General features: G+C 54.1%; 15 protein-coding genes and 1 pseudogene. 13 read left to right on the plus strand and 3 right to left on the minus strand.

Annotated elements, in window-relative coordinates; translation table 11 throughout:
• The first annotated feature begins 1 nt into the window (after nucleotide 1).
• The 10 genes from H627_RS0110630 to H627_RS20820 all read left to right on the plus strand — a co-directional run bounded on the left by H627_RS0110630 (nucleotide 2) and on the right by H627_RS20820 (nucleotide 9,624).
• Nucleotides 2-853 carry a GGDEF domain-containing protein gene (locus H627_RS0110630; protein WP_035440732.1) on the plus strand — a complete coding sequence of 284 codons (852 nt, stop codon included), beginning with the start codon at nucleotides 2-4 and terminating at the stop codon, nucleotides 851-853.
• A gap of 85 nt (nucleotides 854-938) precedes the next feature.
• Complete coding sequence (locus H627_RS17985) at nucleotides 939-1,787, plus strand: EAL domain-containing protein (protein WP_051225360.1); 849 nt, start codon at nucleotides 939-941, stop codon at nucleotides 1,785-1,787.
• Nucleotides 1,788-2,144: 357 nt separating this feature from the next.
• Nucleotides 2,145-3,866 carry an ABC transporter ATP-binding protein gene (locus tag H627_RS0110640; protein WP_027828944.1) on the plus strand — a complete coding sequence of 574 codons (1,722 nt, stop codon included), beginning with the start codon at nucleotides 2,145-2,147 and terminating at the stop codon, nucleotides 3,864-3,866.
• Nucleotides 3,867-3,911: 45 nt separating this feature from the next.
• On the plus strand, nucleotides 3,912-5,387 hold the full coding sequence (gene abc-f / locus H627_RS0110645) for a ribosomal protection-like ABC-F family protein (protein ID WP_027828945.1): 1,476 nt from the start codon (nucleotides 3,912-3,914) through the stop codon (nucleotides 5,385-5,387).
• 241 nt (nucleotides 5,388-5,628) lie between these two features.
• Nucleotides 5,629-6,813: a multidrug effflux MFS transporter gene (locus H627_RS0110650; protein ID WP_027828946.1), complete on the plus strand. Its 1,185-nt coding sequence runs from the start codon at nucleotides 5,629-5,631 to the stop codon at nucleotides 6,811-6,813.
• 94 nt (nucleotides 6,814-6,907) lie between these two features.
• On the plus strand, nucleotides 6,908-7,441 hold the full coding sequence (locus H627_RS0110655) for a sigma-70 family RNA polymerase sigma factor (RefSeq protein WP_027828947.1): 534 nt from the start codon (nucleotides 6,908-6,910) through the stop codon (nucleotides 7,439-7,441).
• The gene (locus tag H627_RS0110660) at nucleotides 7,434-8,432 is read left to right on the plus strand and encodes a DUF4179 domain-containing protein (RefSeq protein WP_027828948.1); all 999 of its coding nucleotides are present in this window, start codon (nucleotides 7,434-7,436) and stop codon (nucleotides 8,430-8,432) included. The genes H627_RS0110655 and H627_RS0110660 overlap by 8 nt, the downstream gene beginning before the upstream one ends.
• A gap of 96 nt (nucleotides 8,433-8,528) precedes the next feature.
• On the plus strand, nucleotides 8,529-8,756 hold the full coding sequence (locus tag H627_RS0110665; protein WP_027828949.1) for a hypothetical protein: 228 nt from the start codon (nucleotides 8,529-8,531) through the stop codon (nucleotides 8,754-8,756).
• A 20-nt stretch (nucleotides 8,757-8,776) separates the two neighbouring features.
• A complete protein-coding gene (locus tag H627_RS20815; protein WP_309299774.1) occupies nucleotides 8,777-9,211 on the plus strand; it encodes an NAD(P)H-binding protein in 435 nt (144 codons plus the stop codon).
• Nucleotides 9,121-9,624 carry a Rossmann-fold NAD(P)-binding domain-containing protein gene (locus H627_RS20820; RefSeq protein ID WP_309299775.1) on the plus strand — a complete coding sequence of 168 codons (504 nt, stop codon included), beginning with the start codon at nucleotides 9,121-9,123 and terminating at the stop codon, nucleotides 9,622-9,624. Before H627_RS20815 ends, H627_RS20820 begins: the two co-directional genes overlap by 91 nt.
• Nucleotides 9,625-9,687: 63 nt before the next feature.
• Here the strand turns inward: H627_RS20820 and H627_RS0110675 are convergent, their stop codons facing one another.
• From H627_RS0110675 to H627_RS0110685, 3 genes are read right to left on the minus strand one after another with little or no spacing between them, the layout of a single operon-like run.
• Entirely contained in the window at nucleotides 9,688-10,083 is a 396-nt protein-coding gene (locus H627_RS0110675) for an HIT family protein (RefSeq protein ID WP_027828950.1), read from the minus strand.
• Nucleotides 10,080-10,832, minus strand: coding sequence for a TerC family protein (locus H627_RS0110680; RefSeq protein ID WP_035440733.1), 753 nt, complete (start codon nucleotides 10,830-10,832; stop codon nucleotides 10,080-10,082). Before H627_RS0110680 ends, H627_RS0110675 begins: the two co-directional genes overlap by 4 nt.
• An 18-nt stretch (nucleotides 10,833-10,850) precedes the next feature.
• Nucleotides 10,851-12,104, minus strand: coding sequence for an MFS transporter (locus tag H627_RS0110685; RefSeq protein WP_027828952.1), 1,254 nt, complete (start codon nucleotides 12,102-12,104; stop codon nucleotides 10,851-10,853).
• 103 nt (nucleotides 12,105-12,207) lie between these two features.
• Between H627_RS0110685 and H627_RS0110690 the strand changes: the two genes are divergently transcribed.
• The 3 genes and pseudogenes from H627_RS0110690 to H627_RS20520 form a co-directional block, all read left to right on the plus strand.
• Nucleotides 12,208-12,837 (plus strand): sugar O-acetyltransferase, encoded by a 630-nt coding sequence (locus H627_RS0110690; RefSeq protein ID WP_027828953.1) that lies wholly within the window; start codon nucleotides 12,208-12,210, stop codon nucleotides 12,835-12,837.
• Between the two features lie 178 nt (nucleotides 12,838-13,015).
• Complete coding sequence (locus H627_RS0110695; RefSeq protein WP_027828954.1) at nucleotides 13,016-13,600, plus strand: hypothetical protein; 585 nt, start codon at nucleotides 13,016-13,018, stop codon at nucleotides 13,598-13,600.
• A gap of 127 nt (nucleotides 13,601-13,727) precedes the next feature.
• Nucleotides 13,728-13,926 (plus strand): annotated as a pseudogene (locus H627_RS20520) (IS4 family transposase); the annotation flags it as partial.

Genomic DNA, 13,926 nt, shown 5'->3' on the forward strand with positions numbered 1-13,926 from the left:
CATGAAACCGCAACGGCTGAATTTAAAAACAGACTTGTACTTGCTGGGCTTTTTGGCGCTGTTCGCAGTGACGGCACTCTTCATGGGGCTCACCGCGACCCACATTTTGCTCAACACTATCTATCTGGGGATTGCCCTGCTGCTGGTGGCATTGACCTATTTTCTTGGCTTGATGTTTGGGCTGGTGGCGAATATGGTCTTTATTTTTGGGCAAGGTACGATTATGGTATACCAAAACGTGTTGGCGGATCAGACCGTTTCTCTGGTGATGATTTTTTGGCTGCTGATGCCCTTGGCCTTGTCGGTAGTTTTCCACGGCGTGGCCCAGACGACACTGCAGCTGCAGACAGAAATCACCCACTTGGCTGAAAGCCAGGATCAGTACAGTGCCTTCGACGAAGCCACCCATTTGCGAACCACGGTAGCCTATTACGAAGACGCGGGCGTGTTCTTGGAAACAAGCCGGCGCTTTTCGATTCCCGTCAGTACCATTGCCATTCGGCTGCGGTATTTGGGGGAGCTGCGTCAATTATTGTCGCGAGCGCAATTTGCGGCGCTGATTCGCACGGCGTCCCGGACGTTGGACCATGCGACGCGGGACAACGACGTGGTGTATTACGTGAATCAGACCACGCCGACTTGGGCGGTGCTGCTCTATACCGATAAGGCAGGGGCACAGATTGCTGCTAACCGGATACGCACGTCTTTTGCCGCTCAGCTCGCGCAGCAGCCGGACATGCCGGACGTGGATGTCAGTTTGATCATCGGGATTGCCAGCAGCGCCCCAGCGGCGGTAAAAACCCCGGCGGAGCTGATGCACGCCGCACTCAAAGAAACCGAATATGACGTTTGATGCATTGCACTTTTCCCACAATTTGCTACGATATTAACAAAACAGATGAGCGGCTTTAGAATCAGGGTGAAAAGAGGTAAGACTGATGATACAGGGGGCTTGGATCTTATCGATTGTTTTTCTTGGTCTGGCTGGTATCGGCCTGATCGTGCTTGTACATAATCGACGGCAGCCGGTACCGACCAGACAGCCGTGTACCAATCAGTGGCGCTATTTTGTTCAGCCGCAGGTGAATGATGCCAGCCGGGTCGTCGGCTATGAGTGTTTGCTGCGCAAAAAGCAGGCTGACGGCACCTGGTCGGTACCCCAGGAGGACAACAACTTGACGTTGGGGCAGCTCCGGCAGCTGCTGGCGCCCACGTTCAGTCAATTACCGGAAACGCCCATTTCACTGGCAGTGAATTTGACTTATGAGCAAATCATGGGGCATGAGTTTGCCAATTTTGTGCATTGGACGATGCATCAGATCGCACCGCTGTATTTGACGGTGGAATACCGGTCTGACCAAGTCCCCGGCAGGCTCCAGCAATATCATTTCCTGCAAAACATTCGCGCGGCTCAGGATTTCGGGGCTAAGTTTGCCGTGGACAATGTGGGTTCCGATTTGCAGGCCCTGAAGCATATCGAATGGCTCCTGCCGGTGGTCGATGTGTTGAAATGTTCCATGGCGGCTTTTCGCAAGGATGATCCGTCGATTTGGCTGCACCTCAATCTGGGGTTTTGGAATCAGTTGGCTAAGGAACGGCAAATTAATTTGGTGTTAACCGGCGTGGAAACTGAAGAAGATGCAGCGTTAGCCCGGCAGCTCAAAATCCAATTCTGCCAGGGCAATCTGGTGGGTGAACCCGTGGAAATGCCAGCGGTGGTCCCGCCAACGACCCAGACGGCCTTGCAGCGGCCGCGGGATAATCGGCATGTGGAACACATTGAATGACAAAACTCTGATGGCTCGGTTCTGAGTCCTCATTTTTTATCTTTTAAAATTAAAAGCTTGCCAACCCGGATGAGGGTGTGCTATCTTTAGGTCATTAAATATTAACGAGGTGAAACACATGTCCATTTCTGTACGTATTGCGCTGCTTGCATAACCAGTTTGACTGGTTATTGCGATTGACTGACCGTATGTCTGTATGGCATACATCAGCTCATTTGCGTACGTACAGGATATTGCGACGTGTGTTTTTTTGGTGTCAGCCAAGGGCGGAGTCTTTTGGCGCGCATCGTTAAATAAACACTGCTTTCATGCAACCTCTCCTGGCGCCGTAAATGGGCATCAGGGGAGGTTTTTTACGTGTTACATTACTTAACCGACGACCGCAAGCACTTGGTGTATAACATCGTGCTGACCCTCGTCAACGCCTTCACCATGACCTTCTACGCTTACGTGCTGCAATGGGTCATGTATATTGCCACTGGCAAGGTGAAGATGAGCTTTTTCAATGCAATTTTGCTGCTGCTGGGCTATGTCGTTGTGTCTAACGTCATTGATTCCCTGTGGCAGTACGATAGCTTGGCTTGGCCGACGCGGATTTCACAACGGATCCGCAATGACGTCTTTGCCACGATCGATGATTTTGATCCGTCCACCTTCAACCGCACCACGACCGGGAGCTACGTGGCGAAGCTGACCAAACAGGTGGATCTGGTCCAGCAAAGTTATTTCCAGATTATTTTGTTTCTAGCCTATAACGCGGCCCAGTTGGTCATTGCGACGATCGGCACGCTGCTGATTAATCCACTGATCACGGGCTTGATCGTACTGCTGAGTATTCCGTCGGTGATCCTGCCGTTTTTGACCAAGAAGTATTTGGAAAATGCCAAGGAAGGCGTCGTGGACCAGCTGGACCGTTACACCAGCCACATCACTGATTTTCTGCAAGGGTTCACGACAGTGCAATACGCGCTGTCCCAGCCGATTTTCTTCCGTCGCCACCAGACGGCGAACCAGGAATTGACGGATGCCAGTACCCGGGATGTGAAAGTACAGAAAATTATTGGCGGAGTCTCCAATGCCTTCTCCGATGTGCTGTACTTCGGCACATGGCTGCTGGGCGCGTGGTTCGTGCAGCAAGGGCAGATGGACCTGGGCCAGCTCGTGGCCTTCTCGCAATTGTCCGCGATGCTGAACTGGCCCATGGCCAGCATGATCCGCTACCTGACGGAACTCTATGGCGGGCGCAAAGCGGCCAGCGAGTTGCAGACGGTTCTGCAGCAGGGTCAGCAGGCCGAGGCTAAGATGGCCGATCTGACGCCGACAGATCCGTTTATCGTCGGTCGGCACTTGGCCTTTCAAATTAACGATCAGCCGATTCTGAAGGATGTTTCCTTCCGGCTGGGGGCCAAGGAAAAGGTCCTGCTGGTGGGCGCCAGCGGTTCTGGCAAATCGACGCTGGTGCGGACACTGCTCAACGAAGTCCACGGCTATTCCGGTCAGATGACCATTGACGGGCAGGATTTGAAGCAGATCAACCGGTTGGCGGTCTACCGCACGATCGGCATCATGGAGCAGCACGGTTATATCTTCCAAGGCACGGTCCGCGAAAACGTCAGTCTGTTTGATTCCCAATATCCGGATCAGCAAATTGCCGCGGCCCTGGATCGGGCGGGGCTGGCAAATTGGTTGACGACCCACGACTTGGACACCCCGCTGTCTGATCGCGGTCCGGAATTATCCGGCGGCGAAAAGCAGCGGCTGGCGCTGGCCCGGCTGTACCTGCGCGGCTATCGCTACTTCATCTTTGATGAATTGACCACTGGCTTGGATCCCAACATTGCTACGACGCTGGAACACGATCTGTTCCAGCTCCCGCAAGGATTTCTGTTGATTACTCACCGGTACAACGATGAGATCTTCCGGGCAGCAGACCGCATCCTGGTCATGAGCCACGGCCAGCTGGTCGCCCAAGGTAATTTCCGTTCACCGGCCGTGCAACGGGAACTGCGCCGCCTGCAGCTGGTGGCTGACCCGGGGACCGGACAATCGGCCCCGCTGGTGCTGGCCCCGGCGGAATAAATGGGTTATTACCCAGGAAATAATTTTTGAAAGGAGCGATGCGCGATGGGCACAATTCAAATTCAACATCTGACCTTCGGCTATCCAGACCAGGAAACGCCGTTACTGAGTGATCTATCCGTGGCCTTCGATGCCAGCTGGCATCTTGGCCTAGTCGGGCGCAACGGCCGAGGTAAAACAACGCTGCTGCACCTGCTGATGGGCGATTTGCAGCCCAGCCAGGGGACGATTACCACTGATCTGGCATTCCATTATTTTCCCCAACCCTTGCCGGCTCAGGCAGACACCATGACCGTCAGCGCCGTTTTACTGGCGATTAGTGCCGCCGAGCCCTGGCAGTGGCAGGTGGAAATGCAGGATTTAGGTCTGCCGCTGACGATTCTGGACCAGCCGTTTGGCACCCTTTCCGGTGGTGAACAGACCAAAGTGCTGCTGGCTGAGCTGTTCAGTGCACCAGCGGGTTTTGCGCTGATCGACGAACCAACGAATCACTTGGACACCCAGGGCCGAGCCCAGACCGCCCGGTATTTGCGCCAGAAACAAGGTTTTATCGTCGTCAGCCATGACCCGGGTTTTCTCAACGACACCACGGATCACACGCTGGCGATCGAGAAGAAGCAGGTGGCGTTGTACCAGGGCAACTATGGTGTCTGGCACCGGGAGAAGACGGCCGCAGATGAGCGGGAAGCCGCTGAGCAGGGCCAACTGAAGAAAGAAATTAAGCGGCTCACCGTGGCCGAGCGCCAACGGGAAAGTTGGTCGAATAAGACGGAAGCCAAAGTGTCCGCCTCAGCGGACCGCGGGTTTGTCAGCCATCGGGCGGCGAAGATGATGCGCAAGGCGAAGAATCTGGAGCGGCGCAATACCACCGCCATCGCGGACAAAGAAGCACTATTGAAAAACGTGGATGAGGTTGAACCGCTCAGGGTACCGTACACCCCGTGGCGGGAACCAGTTGTTCTGCGGGCCAATGCGGTGACAGTGCGCTTGGCCGAGCGGCAGCTGTTTCAGCCCGTCAGCTTTACTCTGAATCGGGGCGACCGTTTGCAAATCCAGGGACCCAACGGCATTGGCAAGTCCAGCCTGATTCACGCCTTGCTGGGACAGTTGCCAACCAGTGCTGTCCAGGGGGCGTTTCAAATCCCCCAAGGGCTCAGCTTGGCCTATTTGCCCCAGACCTTTGCCGATCCAGACAAACTTTTAGAGGCTGTTGGGCCGGATGCTTTGAAGGACCAAACGATTCTGTACTGGCTGCATAAAATGGGGATGCCGCGGCCGCGGTTTCTGGTTCCCGTCAGTCATTGGAGCATGGGCGAAAAGAAAAAGCTGCTACTCGCTGCTGCACTGCAAAAACCGGGCAATGTCCTAATTTGGGATGAGCCGACCAACTATTTGGACGTGGATACCCGCAACCAGCTGCTGGCTGGCGTCCAGAAAAGCAACGCCACGATGATCATCATCGATCACGACCGGGAGTTTACGGACACCGTCTGTAACCGCCGGCTGGCCTTGGTCCGATGACCGGGTCAACGCAAAGACCGTTCTGCTGTCCTCGTTTTCGAGGATGGCCGAGCGGTCTTTTTAGTTATTGGTCAGTCAAGGAATGGGGCTTGCCTTCTATTTGCAAGATCCTCTGTACATGGGGGCGATTCTAATGCTCTTCTCTCATCCCCCAGATACGTTCTTGGCATGCGGCATACAACCGGCTGCCCCCCTGTTATAATGAGCTGTTGCGTTACTCTATTGGAAGAAGGAAGCTGTCATGTCATCCCGTCCCCGTCATCCCGCCCGTACCATACTGCTGGGCGTGCTCAGTGCCTTTGGGCCGCTGTCCATGGATATGTACCTGCCCGCTTTACCAGAAGTTGCCAGCCAGCTGCACACTACCAGCGCCGCTGGCCAGCTCACGATCACCAGCTGTATTTTTGGTCTCGCCGCCGGGCAGATCATTGTCGGCCCGTTAAGCGATCGGTGGGGCAGAAAACTGCCGCTTCTGGCCGGCGTTGGGCTGTTCACCTTGACCAGTTTCCTGATTCCCTTCACCACCAGTATCTGGCCGCTGATCATTCTGCGGCTGTTCCAAGGAATCGGCGGCTCAGCGGGCCAAGTACTGTCCCGGGCCGTGGCCCGAGACCTGTTCAGCGGCCCGCAGCTGGGACGGTTCTTGGGTATTTTGATGTCGATCAATGGGATTTTCCCGATCATCGCCCCGCTGCTTGGCGGTGCTGTCCTCAGTTTTACCGACTGGCGCGGGGTGTTTGTCATCCTCGGCGCGATCGGTCTGATCCTCTTTCTGTGGACCTGGTGGGGGCTGCCCGAAACGTTGCCTGCTGATCGGCGCACCGCGACCGGGTTCGCCGCTTTTACCCAAATGTCTGAACTATTTAAAGACCGGCCGTTTATGGGCTACATGCTCAGTCAGGGCTTCGTTTATGGGGCATTATATGTTTATATCTCCGGTTCCGCTTTTGCCTTTGAAACGGTCTTCCATTTTTCGCCCCAAGTATTCAGTATTATTTACGCCATTAACGGGGCCGGGATGATCGTCGCGACGCAGTTTGCGGCCCGCGGACTGAATGATCAAAACGGCCGCAAAATATTAGGCGGCAGCATTCTCACCGCCGCCATCGCCAGTACCCTGCTCTTATTCGGCATCAGCCAGTGGCCCAGCGGGTTGCTGTTAGCTGGCGGCTTGGTCATTATTATTTCTCTTGTTGGGGCCGTGAACACCACCGCCACGACCCTGGCCCTGGGCAATGAAGCCCAACACGCTGGTGCAGCCAGCGCGCTGCTGGGCTTGGGCATGAATGCCATCGGCGGCCTGATGTCTCCCGTCGTGGGTCTGTTCGGCACCCGCAGCAGTTTGCCGATGGTCGCGCTGATCATGGTGTGCGAGTGGATCGCGTTCCTGCTGCTGGTGGGGTTGACGCGTAAAACGGCGCATTGATGGTATCTTTCCCGGAATAATTTAATTCCGGGTATTTTTTTTGCAACCTTTTGGATCGTCTGGGTACTAATAGGCGAAGGGGGGAGAGGAAACCGTGGACATTGTCACCCAACATCGGCTCATTCGGCAGGCCCAAAAGGGAAATGCCGCCGCTTTCGCCACCCTCATGGTGGACGCTGCTGACTACCTGACCCGCACTGCCTATCTCTATTTAGCGGACAGCCACGATGTCCAAGACGCCATCAGTGCGGCTACCTTAGCGGCTTTTGAAGCGTTGCCGCAACTGAAACAGCCCCGGTATTTTCGCACCTGGGTGACCCGCATCTTGATTCGCCAATGCTATCGCCGCTACCGGATCAAAGCCCATGAAGTGTTTGCGCAAGAGGCTATGCCTGAACCTCCGGCCGATCCGAATCGGCTGACGTCTGATGAGAAAATAGATTTACTAGCTGGTTTACGGGGAATCAATCAGGCCCATGCGCTGACTTTGATGATGCATTACTACCACGGCTTATCCGTGAAAGAAATCAGCACACTGCAAGAAATTCCGGAGAACACCGTCAAATCAAATTTGCGCCGAGGTCGTCAAGCTTTGCGCGATTGGTTAGGAGAGGATTATCTTGACTGAAGAAAATAAACAGTTTCGGACCCTCGTTGATCAAGTGACTGTTGTTTCGCCAGCGGACGTTGCGCAAACCAAAACGACGATTCAACGGACACTGGCTAGTTTACCGGCGAGGCCTGTTCAGCGGCACCTGAGGCCCTGGCATATCGGGGTAGCCAGCGCCCTGATCGCGCTAGTCTTGCTCACCATCGGCGGAATCGTTAATCCAACGATGAACCGGGCCTTGGCCCAGGCACCCATAGTTGGCCAGTTCTTTGCCCGCTTTTCTGACGGCGATGCGCTGAGTGTTGTGGTGCAAAATAACGGCCGCAGCGAACGGGTGCATGGACAGGCCACGGTGAACGGCCTGACGTTGACACTGGAGTCGGCCTATGTGGAAGGCCAAACTGTTGGTATCGAGGGTGTCGCTACCGGTGTACCCGCAAAAAAGGACGATTGGTTTGATGTTAAGTTGGGAACCCAAGCACCAGCCAGTTTTGAAACAAAATCGACAGAAGTGAGAAAGTTAGGGAAGAATCGATATTATTTTGCACTCTTTGGCACCTTAAGTGTTGTGGATAGCCGGCGAATAGTTTATTTGCCACTGACCATTGACCGGTTTGCTGGTTATCGGGGGCCTTGGCAATTCAGTTTCAAACTGACGCCAAGTCGAAGCACTACGATCGCGCTCAGTGGTCAGGCACAGTTGCCGAATCAGACGCAATTGACACTCACCCAGTACACCCGCTATTCTGGCGGGACAGGATTGCTGACGCTGCAGCAATCAACCCCGGATGGCCAATCAGAAATCAGTATTCGGTCCATTAAACCAGTGCCGACTGGGGCAGAACTGCTTTTGAACGCTAATCCGCTGTATCTTGAGGGTACAAAATATGGGGAGCAAAAGACAGTGGTGGGGTATCGTATCAAACAATACCCCGCAGGCATCAAAAATCTTTATATCACTGGTGATGTCGACGGCCGGGCGTATGCTGTCACGATACCGGTGAAATAGGTACTATAGGCCGCGGACGTATCCATACCCGCAGCTTTTCTGTTAGAATACAGGGGAATCTAAGGCTTTAGCGGAAAAGAAAGGTGCTCATCCACCATGCAGAAGAAACAAACTGATCAGGAAGAAAAAAAGAAGACTCCAACTCCCCTAGAGACGGTTATTTTTACCGCCATTGTTCTAGTGGGCATGTTGCTTACAGCGGGGATTGCGAAATTACTGAGACTGGATCAGGACACCACGTTAATTATTGAAATTATTGCGTTCGTCGTGGTAGTCTTGGGCGGTAATTATCTCAGCAAGATACTGGCCAAAAAGCTCGATTAACGATCCAGGGAGGACAAGCAATGACGACTTATGCAATTACCAGTGTCACCGGCCGTTTTGGCCGTGTGGCCGTCAAAGAATTAGCCCAACTGGTACCGGCGACAGATATTGTGGCGCTGGCGCGAAATACTGAAAAAGCGGCAGTCCTGGTGCCCGCCGGCGTGACTGTCCGGGCGGGCGATTATACCCAACCGGCAGAACTGGTGCAGTCGTTGCAGGGAGTGGATAAGCTGCTTTTCGTGTCCTCGATCCCCAGTCGGGTGATGCCCCGGCCGCAACAGCATCAAAATGTCATTGATGCTGCCAAACAAGCCGGTGTCTCTTTCATTGCCTATACCAGTTTCCCCACGCTGATACGGCCACCGTGCCGCTGGCCCGGGATCACCAGCTCACTGAACAGGCGATTCAAGCCGCTGGGCTGGCCCACGCCTTTTTGCGCAATAACTGGTATTTAGAAAACGAGTTGGCCTTTCTTAAAACCGGCGCGGCGGGTGAGCCGTTCATTTATTCCGCTGACGCTGGTCGGGCCGGGTATGCGCTGGAGCGGGAGTACGCCGAAGCCGCGGCGCACGTCCTTGTGGCGGCGGCGCCCAAACCCGTCTATGAGTTTGCTGGTCCCGCTCGGACGTTCCGGGATTTAGCCGAGGCGATTCCTGGGGAGTTCCCCATCGAAGCGGTGAGTGACGAGGCCTTTACCCAGCATTTGATCGCCCAGGGGGCTGATCCGCGGCTGGCGCAATTCCAAACGGCCGCCCAGGCGATGATTCGTCAGGGCGTGCTGGCTGAAGATACGACAGATTTGCCGGATATTCTGGGCCGGCCGCTGACGCCGCTGGCGGATGCGATTCAAGAAGTTTTGCAGAAATAACCTAAATAGACCCGGTGCACGGCGAGCCAAAGAGTGGCTCAGTGCACCGGGTCTATTTTTTGTTTATTCGTGCTGGCGTACCGGAATCACACCCCGCACACCGCCCCGCGGATTCGGTGTATCGCCGACATACCGCGGAATCAGGTGGCAGTGGCAGTGAAACACCGTTTGCCCGGCCACAGCGCCGCAGTTTAAACCAATGTTGTAGCCGGCCGGATGATACTTGGCGGCCAGCAGCGCTTTGCCGCGCCGCACCAAATCGGCCATATCCTGCTGTTCTGCCGGCGTGAGCGCGAACCAATCCAAGCGATGGGCGCGGGGAATGATCAGTAAGTGCCCTGGGGTTACCGGCGATCGATCAAAGAAGGCCAAGCAGGTCGTATTCGCTAAAACGACCTGGGACGGCGGCAGTGTGCAGAATGGACAAATCTGCCCAGCGGGGGTCTCGCTTTTCTTCATTCTCGCTTACTCTCCGCGGCTCGGGCTTGCCGGACGAAATGGATGACCAAGGTCACAATGACTGCTCCGGCGACGATCAATGCAAAGACATTATTGGGGATTTCAATATTGATCATCGGAATTCCTAAGAACAGCTTTACCGCAATGATCGCGATCAGTGCGTAGGCCATCACCTCTAATTCCGGAATCTTGGCCATCAGGGCCATGATGATCTCGGCGACGCCCCGCATGCACAGAATCCCGATCATGCCGCCAATCAGAACGACGACGGGATTGCTGGATACGGCCAGGGACGCTAAGATCGAATCGATGGAGAAGACAATATCCATCGATTCAATGGAGATGACGACCCGCCAAAACAGGCTGATCCGGTGGTGTTTCCCCTGGAGCAATTTGCTTTCGCCCTCAGTGGCGGTATCTCCCGCATGGTGATACCGATCCCAGAAGAAGCGAAAGGACAAATAGGCTAAGTAAGCTGATCCAAGAATCTTAATGAACCAGAAGTGAATTAAGTAAGTACCTAAGCCGATGGCGATGAAGCGAAATAAATACGCGCCCCAAATCCCATAAAGCAGAGATTTGCGCTGTTCAGATTCGTCTTTAAGCACCTGAGTCTGCGCCGCCAGGACCACGGCGTTGTCTACGGACAGCAGACATTCCAGCAGAATCAGGGAGAGGATGATCAGCCAGTCATTACCGGACGTAATAACGTGGGCCCAGTTATTGAGGTCAAAGAAGGGACCATACATGCGTTGTAGTATCGGAGATTACTCCTTTCTAGAAGCGGCAGATTGCTGGGGAACGAATAGGAAGATAATAAACCCAATTAGGAAGAAAATGAATAGGGAGCTGGCGCCGATCGTCGAGCGGCCGGTGAGCTGAGTGATGGCGCCGACCAGCAGCGGCCCAAAGATGGCGGAGAACTGGCCAAAGATATTATAGAAGCCGAAGTATTCGCTGGCTTCCTGCTTCGGGATCAAGCGGGCGTAGTGGCTGCGGCTGACGGCCTGGATACCGCCCTGATTCATGCCAATCAGCACCGCTAGGAACCAAAAGCCGATCTGATCGTGGAGGAAGAAGGCATACAGCGTGATGAGGGCGTAAAAGCCCAAAGCCATCAGCAGGATCGGTTTCGTGCCGAAGCGCTGGGCCAAGCGGCCGTACAGAATGGAGAAAGGTACGGCGATCACTTGTACCAGCAGCAAAACGACCATCAGCATACTGCTGCCCAGGCCCAGATCCACCCCGATCGGTGTGGCCATGGTGAAGATCGTGTCCACGCCATCAATATACAAGAAATAACTCAGTAAAAACAAGGCGACCGGCCGATTGCGAATGATTCGGCCGGTGGTGACCCGCACCCGGTGCCAACTAGCCCGCACGGGGTGGTCTACTGGGTCTAGGTAATAGGTCTGGCGGACATTGCGCCACATGGGCAGAGCGAAGACGATCCACCAGATGGCCGACAGAAAGAAAGAGAACCGAACAATGGCGGTTTGCCCCATGAAGCCGAAGCCGTTGGTCAATTCCAGCACCATGACCACAATGAATGGAATAACACCGCCAAGATAACCCAGGGCAAAGCCGTTAGCGGATACCCGATCCATCCGGTCGGCTTCAGTCACGTCTGTGAGGAACCCGTCATAAAAGATGTTCGCGCCGGAATAACCGATGTTAGAAATCACGAAGATCGCCAGCAGCAGACTCCACCAGCGCTCTGGGACGAACGGGAGGAGGGCGGTGGCGATGATCCCCAAAGCCGTGAAGCGGCGGAACAGCATCTGTTTATAGGGCCGGTAGTCGGCAATCGCACCCAGGACCGGCGCGAGCAGCGCCACAATCAGGGTACTGAACGAATTAGCATAGCCCCAGTAAGCGGTGGAATTGGCTGCTGATACCCCAGCGCCGGTAGCCACCGCCTTAAAGTAAATCGGCAGAATTGCCGTGACAATCACGATCGCATAGGCTGAATTGGACCAATCATACATCATCCAGCTTTTTTCTTCTTTAGTAAAACGCACGCGCTGCCCCTCCCTTAATCATTTATTGATTAGTATACCTGAAATATGGGCTGTATCGAGTATAATGAATGGATAAAAACGCGGACAAAGGAGATTTTACGCAATGGAGACAATGAATGAACGGATGCTGGCGGGTAAATTATACAAGGCGGCGGATGCCGAGATCAGAGCGGCCAGCAAACGGGGGAGTGATTTGGTTTGGGAATTTAATCATATTCCGCCCCAGGAAAGTGCCAAATGCTTGGCGGTGTTGAAGGACTTATTCGCCAGTGTGGGTAAGCATTATTATATTGAGCCGCCGTTTTATGCGGATTACGGCAGCCACACCACGATCGGTGAGGACTTTTATGCCAACACCGGCTGTGTCTTTTTAGACACGGCGCCCATCACCATTGGTCAGCGGGTCTATATGGCCCCGAGTATCAGTCTGTATACCGCCGGCCACCCCATCGATGCGGCGATTCGCGGTGAAGATCTTGAATATGGCAAAGCGATCACGATCGGCAACGACGTCTGGATTGGCGGCGGTACGATTATCAATCCTGGGGTGACCGTGGGCAGTGATGTCGTGATTGGGTCAGGCTCAGTGGTCACTCGGGATATTCCGGATCACGTTGTGGCTGCGGGCAATCCGGCGCGGGTATTGCGTTCAATCACAGAAAAGGATCGCACCGTTTGGCAAGCCCAAAAGGACGAATTCTTGCATTGGCAGAAGCAGACCGGCTGGAAATAAAGCCGGTAGATTTACCATTTCTTAATCTATATGCGCTTACATTATTGCAGATATATTGCGTAATCATCTGGTTTATTACGTTTCATTTACGGCGGTCCATAGTCGTTGCTTTTCATCTAGTCTCCCGGTACGATAGAATTAAATGATAGTTTGATGAAGTGCAAGGGGGCATAGCGACATGGGTGTTTTTAAATGGCGAGAGCGGACTAGACCATTCTTGAATATGCTGTGGGGTGCAAAAACACCAGCAGTTACGACAGTGCGGACGGCGCTGCAAATGACAAACCGGCAACTGCGCGCTGCGTTTGCTGCCCAAGCCAACGTCCGGGGTGAATGGTTGGAAACTGTTTTGGGCCAGCTCCGAGTGCGCTCAGTCCGTTACCTGCAATTAGATGATGGCCAATGGAGTGCTGTACTGACGGCGCAGTACGTGAACACCAGCGATGCTGCGGTTCAGCCCGCTGCTTTTGTCCAAGGCGGCTGGTTGCTGGCTTCCCAGCAGCGGCAGGAATTATCCTTGTTGCGGCCTAACCGGGAACTAGTGGCTGCGGTAGTCACTGCCTATCCCGCACTTAATGCATTATGGGAAAACCTATATCGGCCGATTGCCCCCGGGGAACGCAGCGTCTTCGCCGTGATCGTCCCGCTGCTTGAACAGGTACCAGTCACAGTACATCTGGCAGATCGTTATGGTGATCTGCGTCAGCAAACATATAATAGCGGCCAATTGTTGGCCGGGCCCATGCTTCATAGCATGAGCTGAAACTTGAAAGCTGGAAATCACGTTAAACATGCGTGGTTCCTGGCTTTTTTGGCAAAAAATAAGCGCAGACTCTCCTGCGTTGTATACTTGATTCGACCAAAAATCTGATACAGAGGAGAGCCGCGCCATGAATATTATAGAACATACACGGACTGAATTGGGACTTAAGAACATCATTCTTCGTTTTTCGTCACTCGTGGGCTTGAGCAAGCTGACAAAAAAGGCGAATTTTAGAAGACGCTCATCAATTTCACTGACCAAGGTGCTGGCATGGCTGATCCAAACCAAGTTTTTGGGCCGTTCCCTTTACCGAGCGATGCCCGATC

It is taken from the genome of Schleiferilactobacillus harbinensis DSM 16991, assembly GCF_000425885.1.
GTDB lineage: Bacteria > Bacillota > Bacilli > Lactobacillales > Lactobacillaceae > Schleiferilactobacillus > Schleiferilactobacillus harbinensis.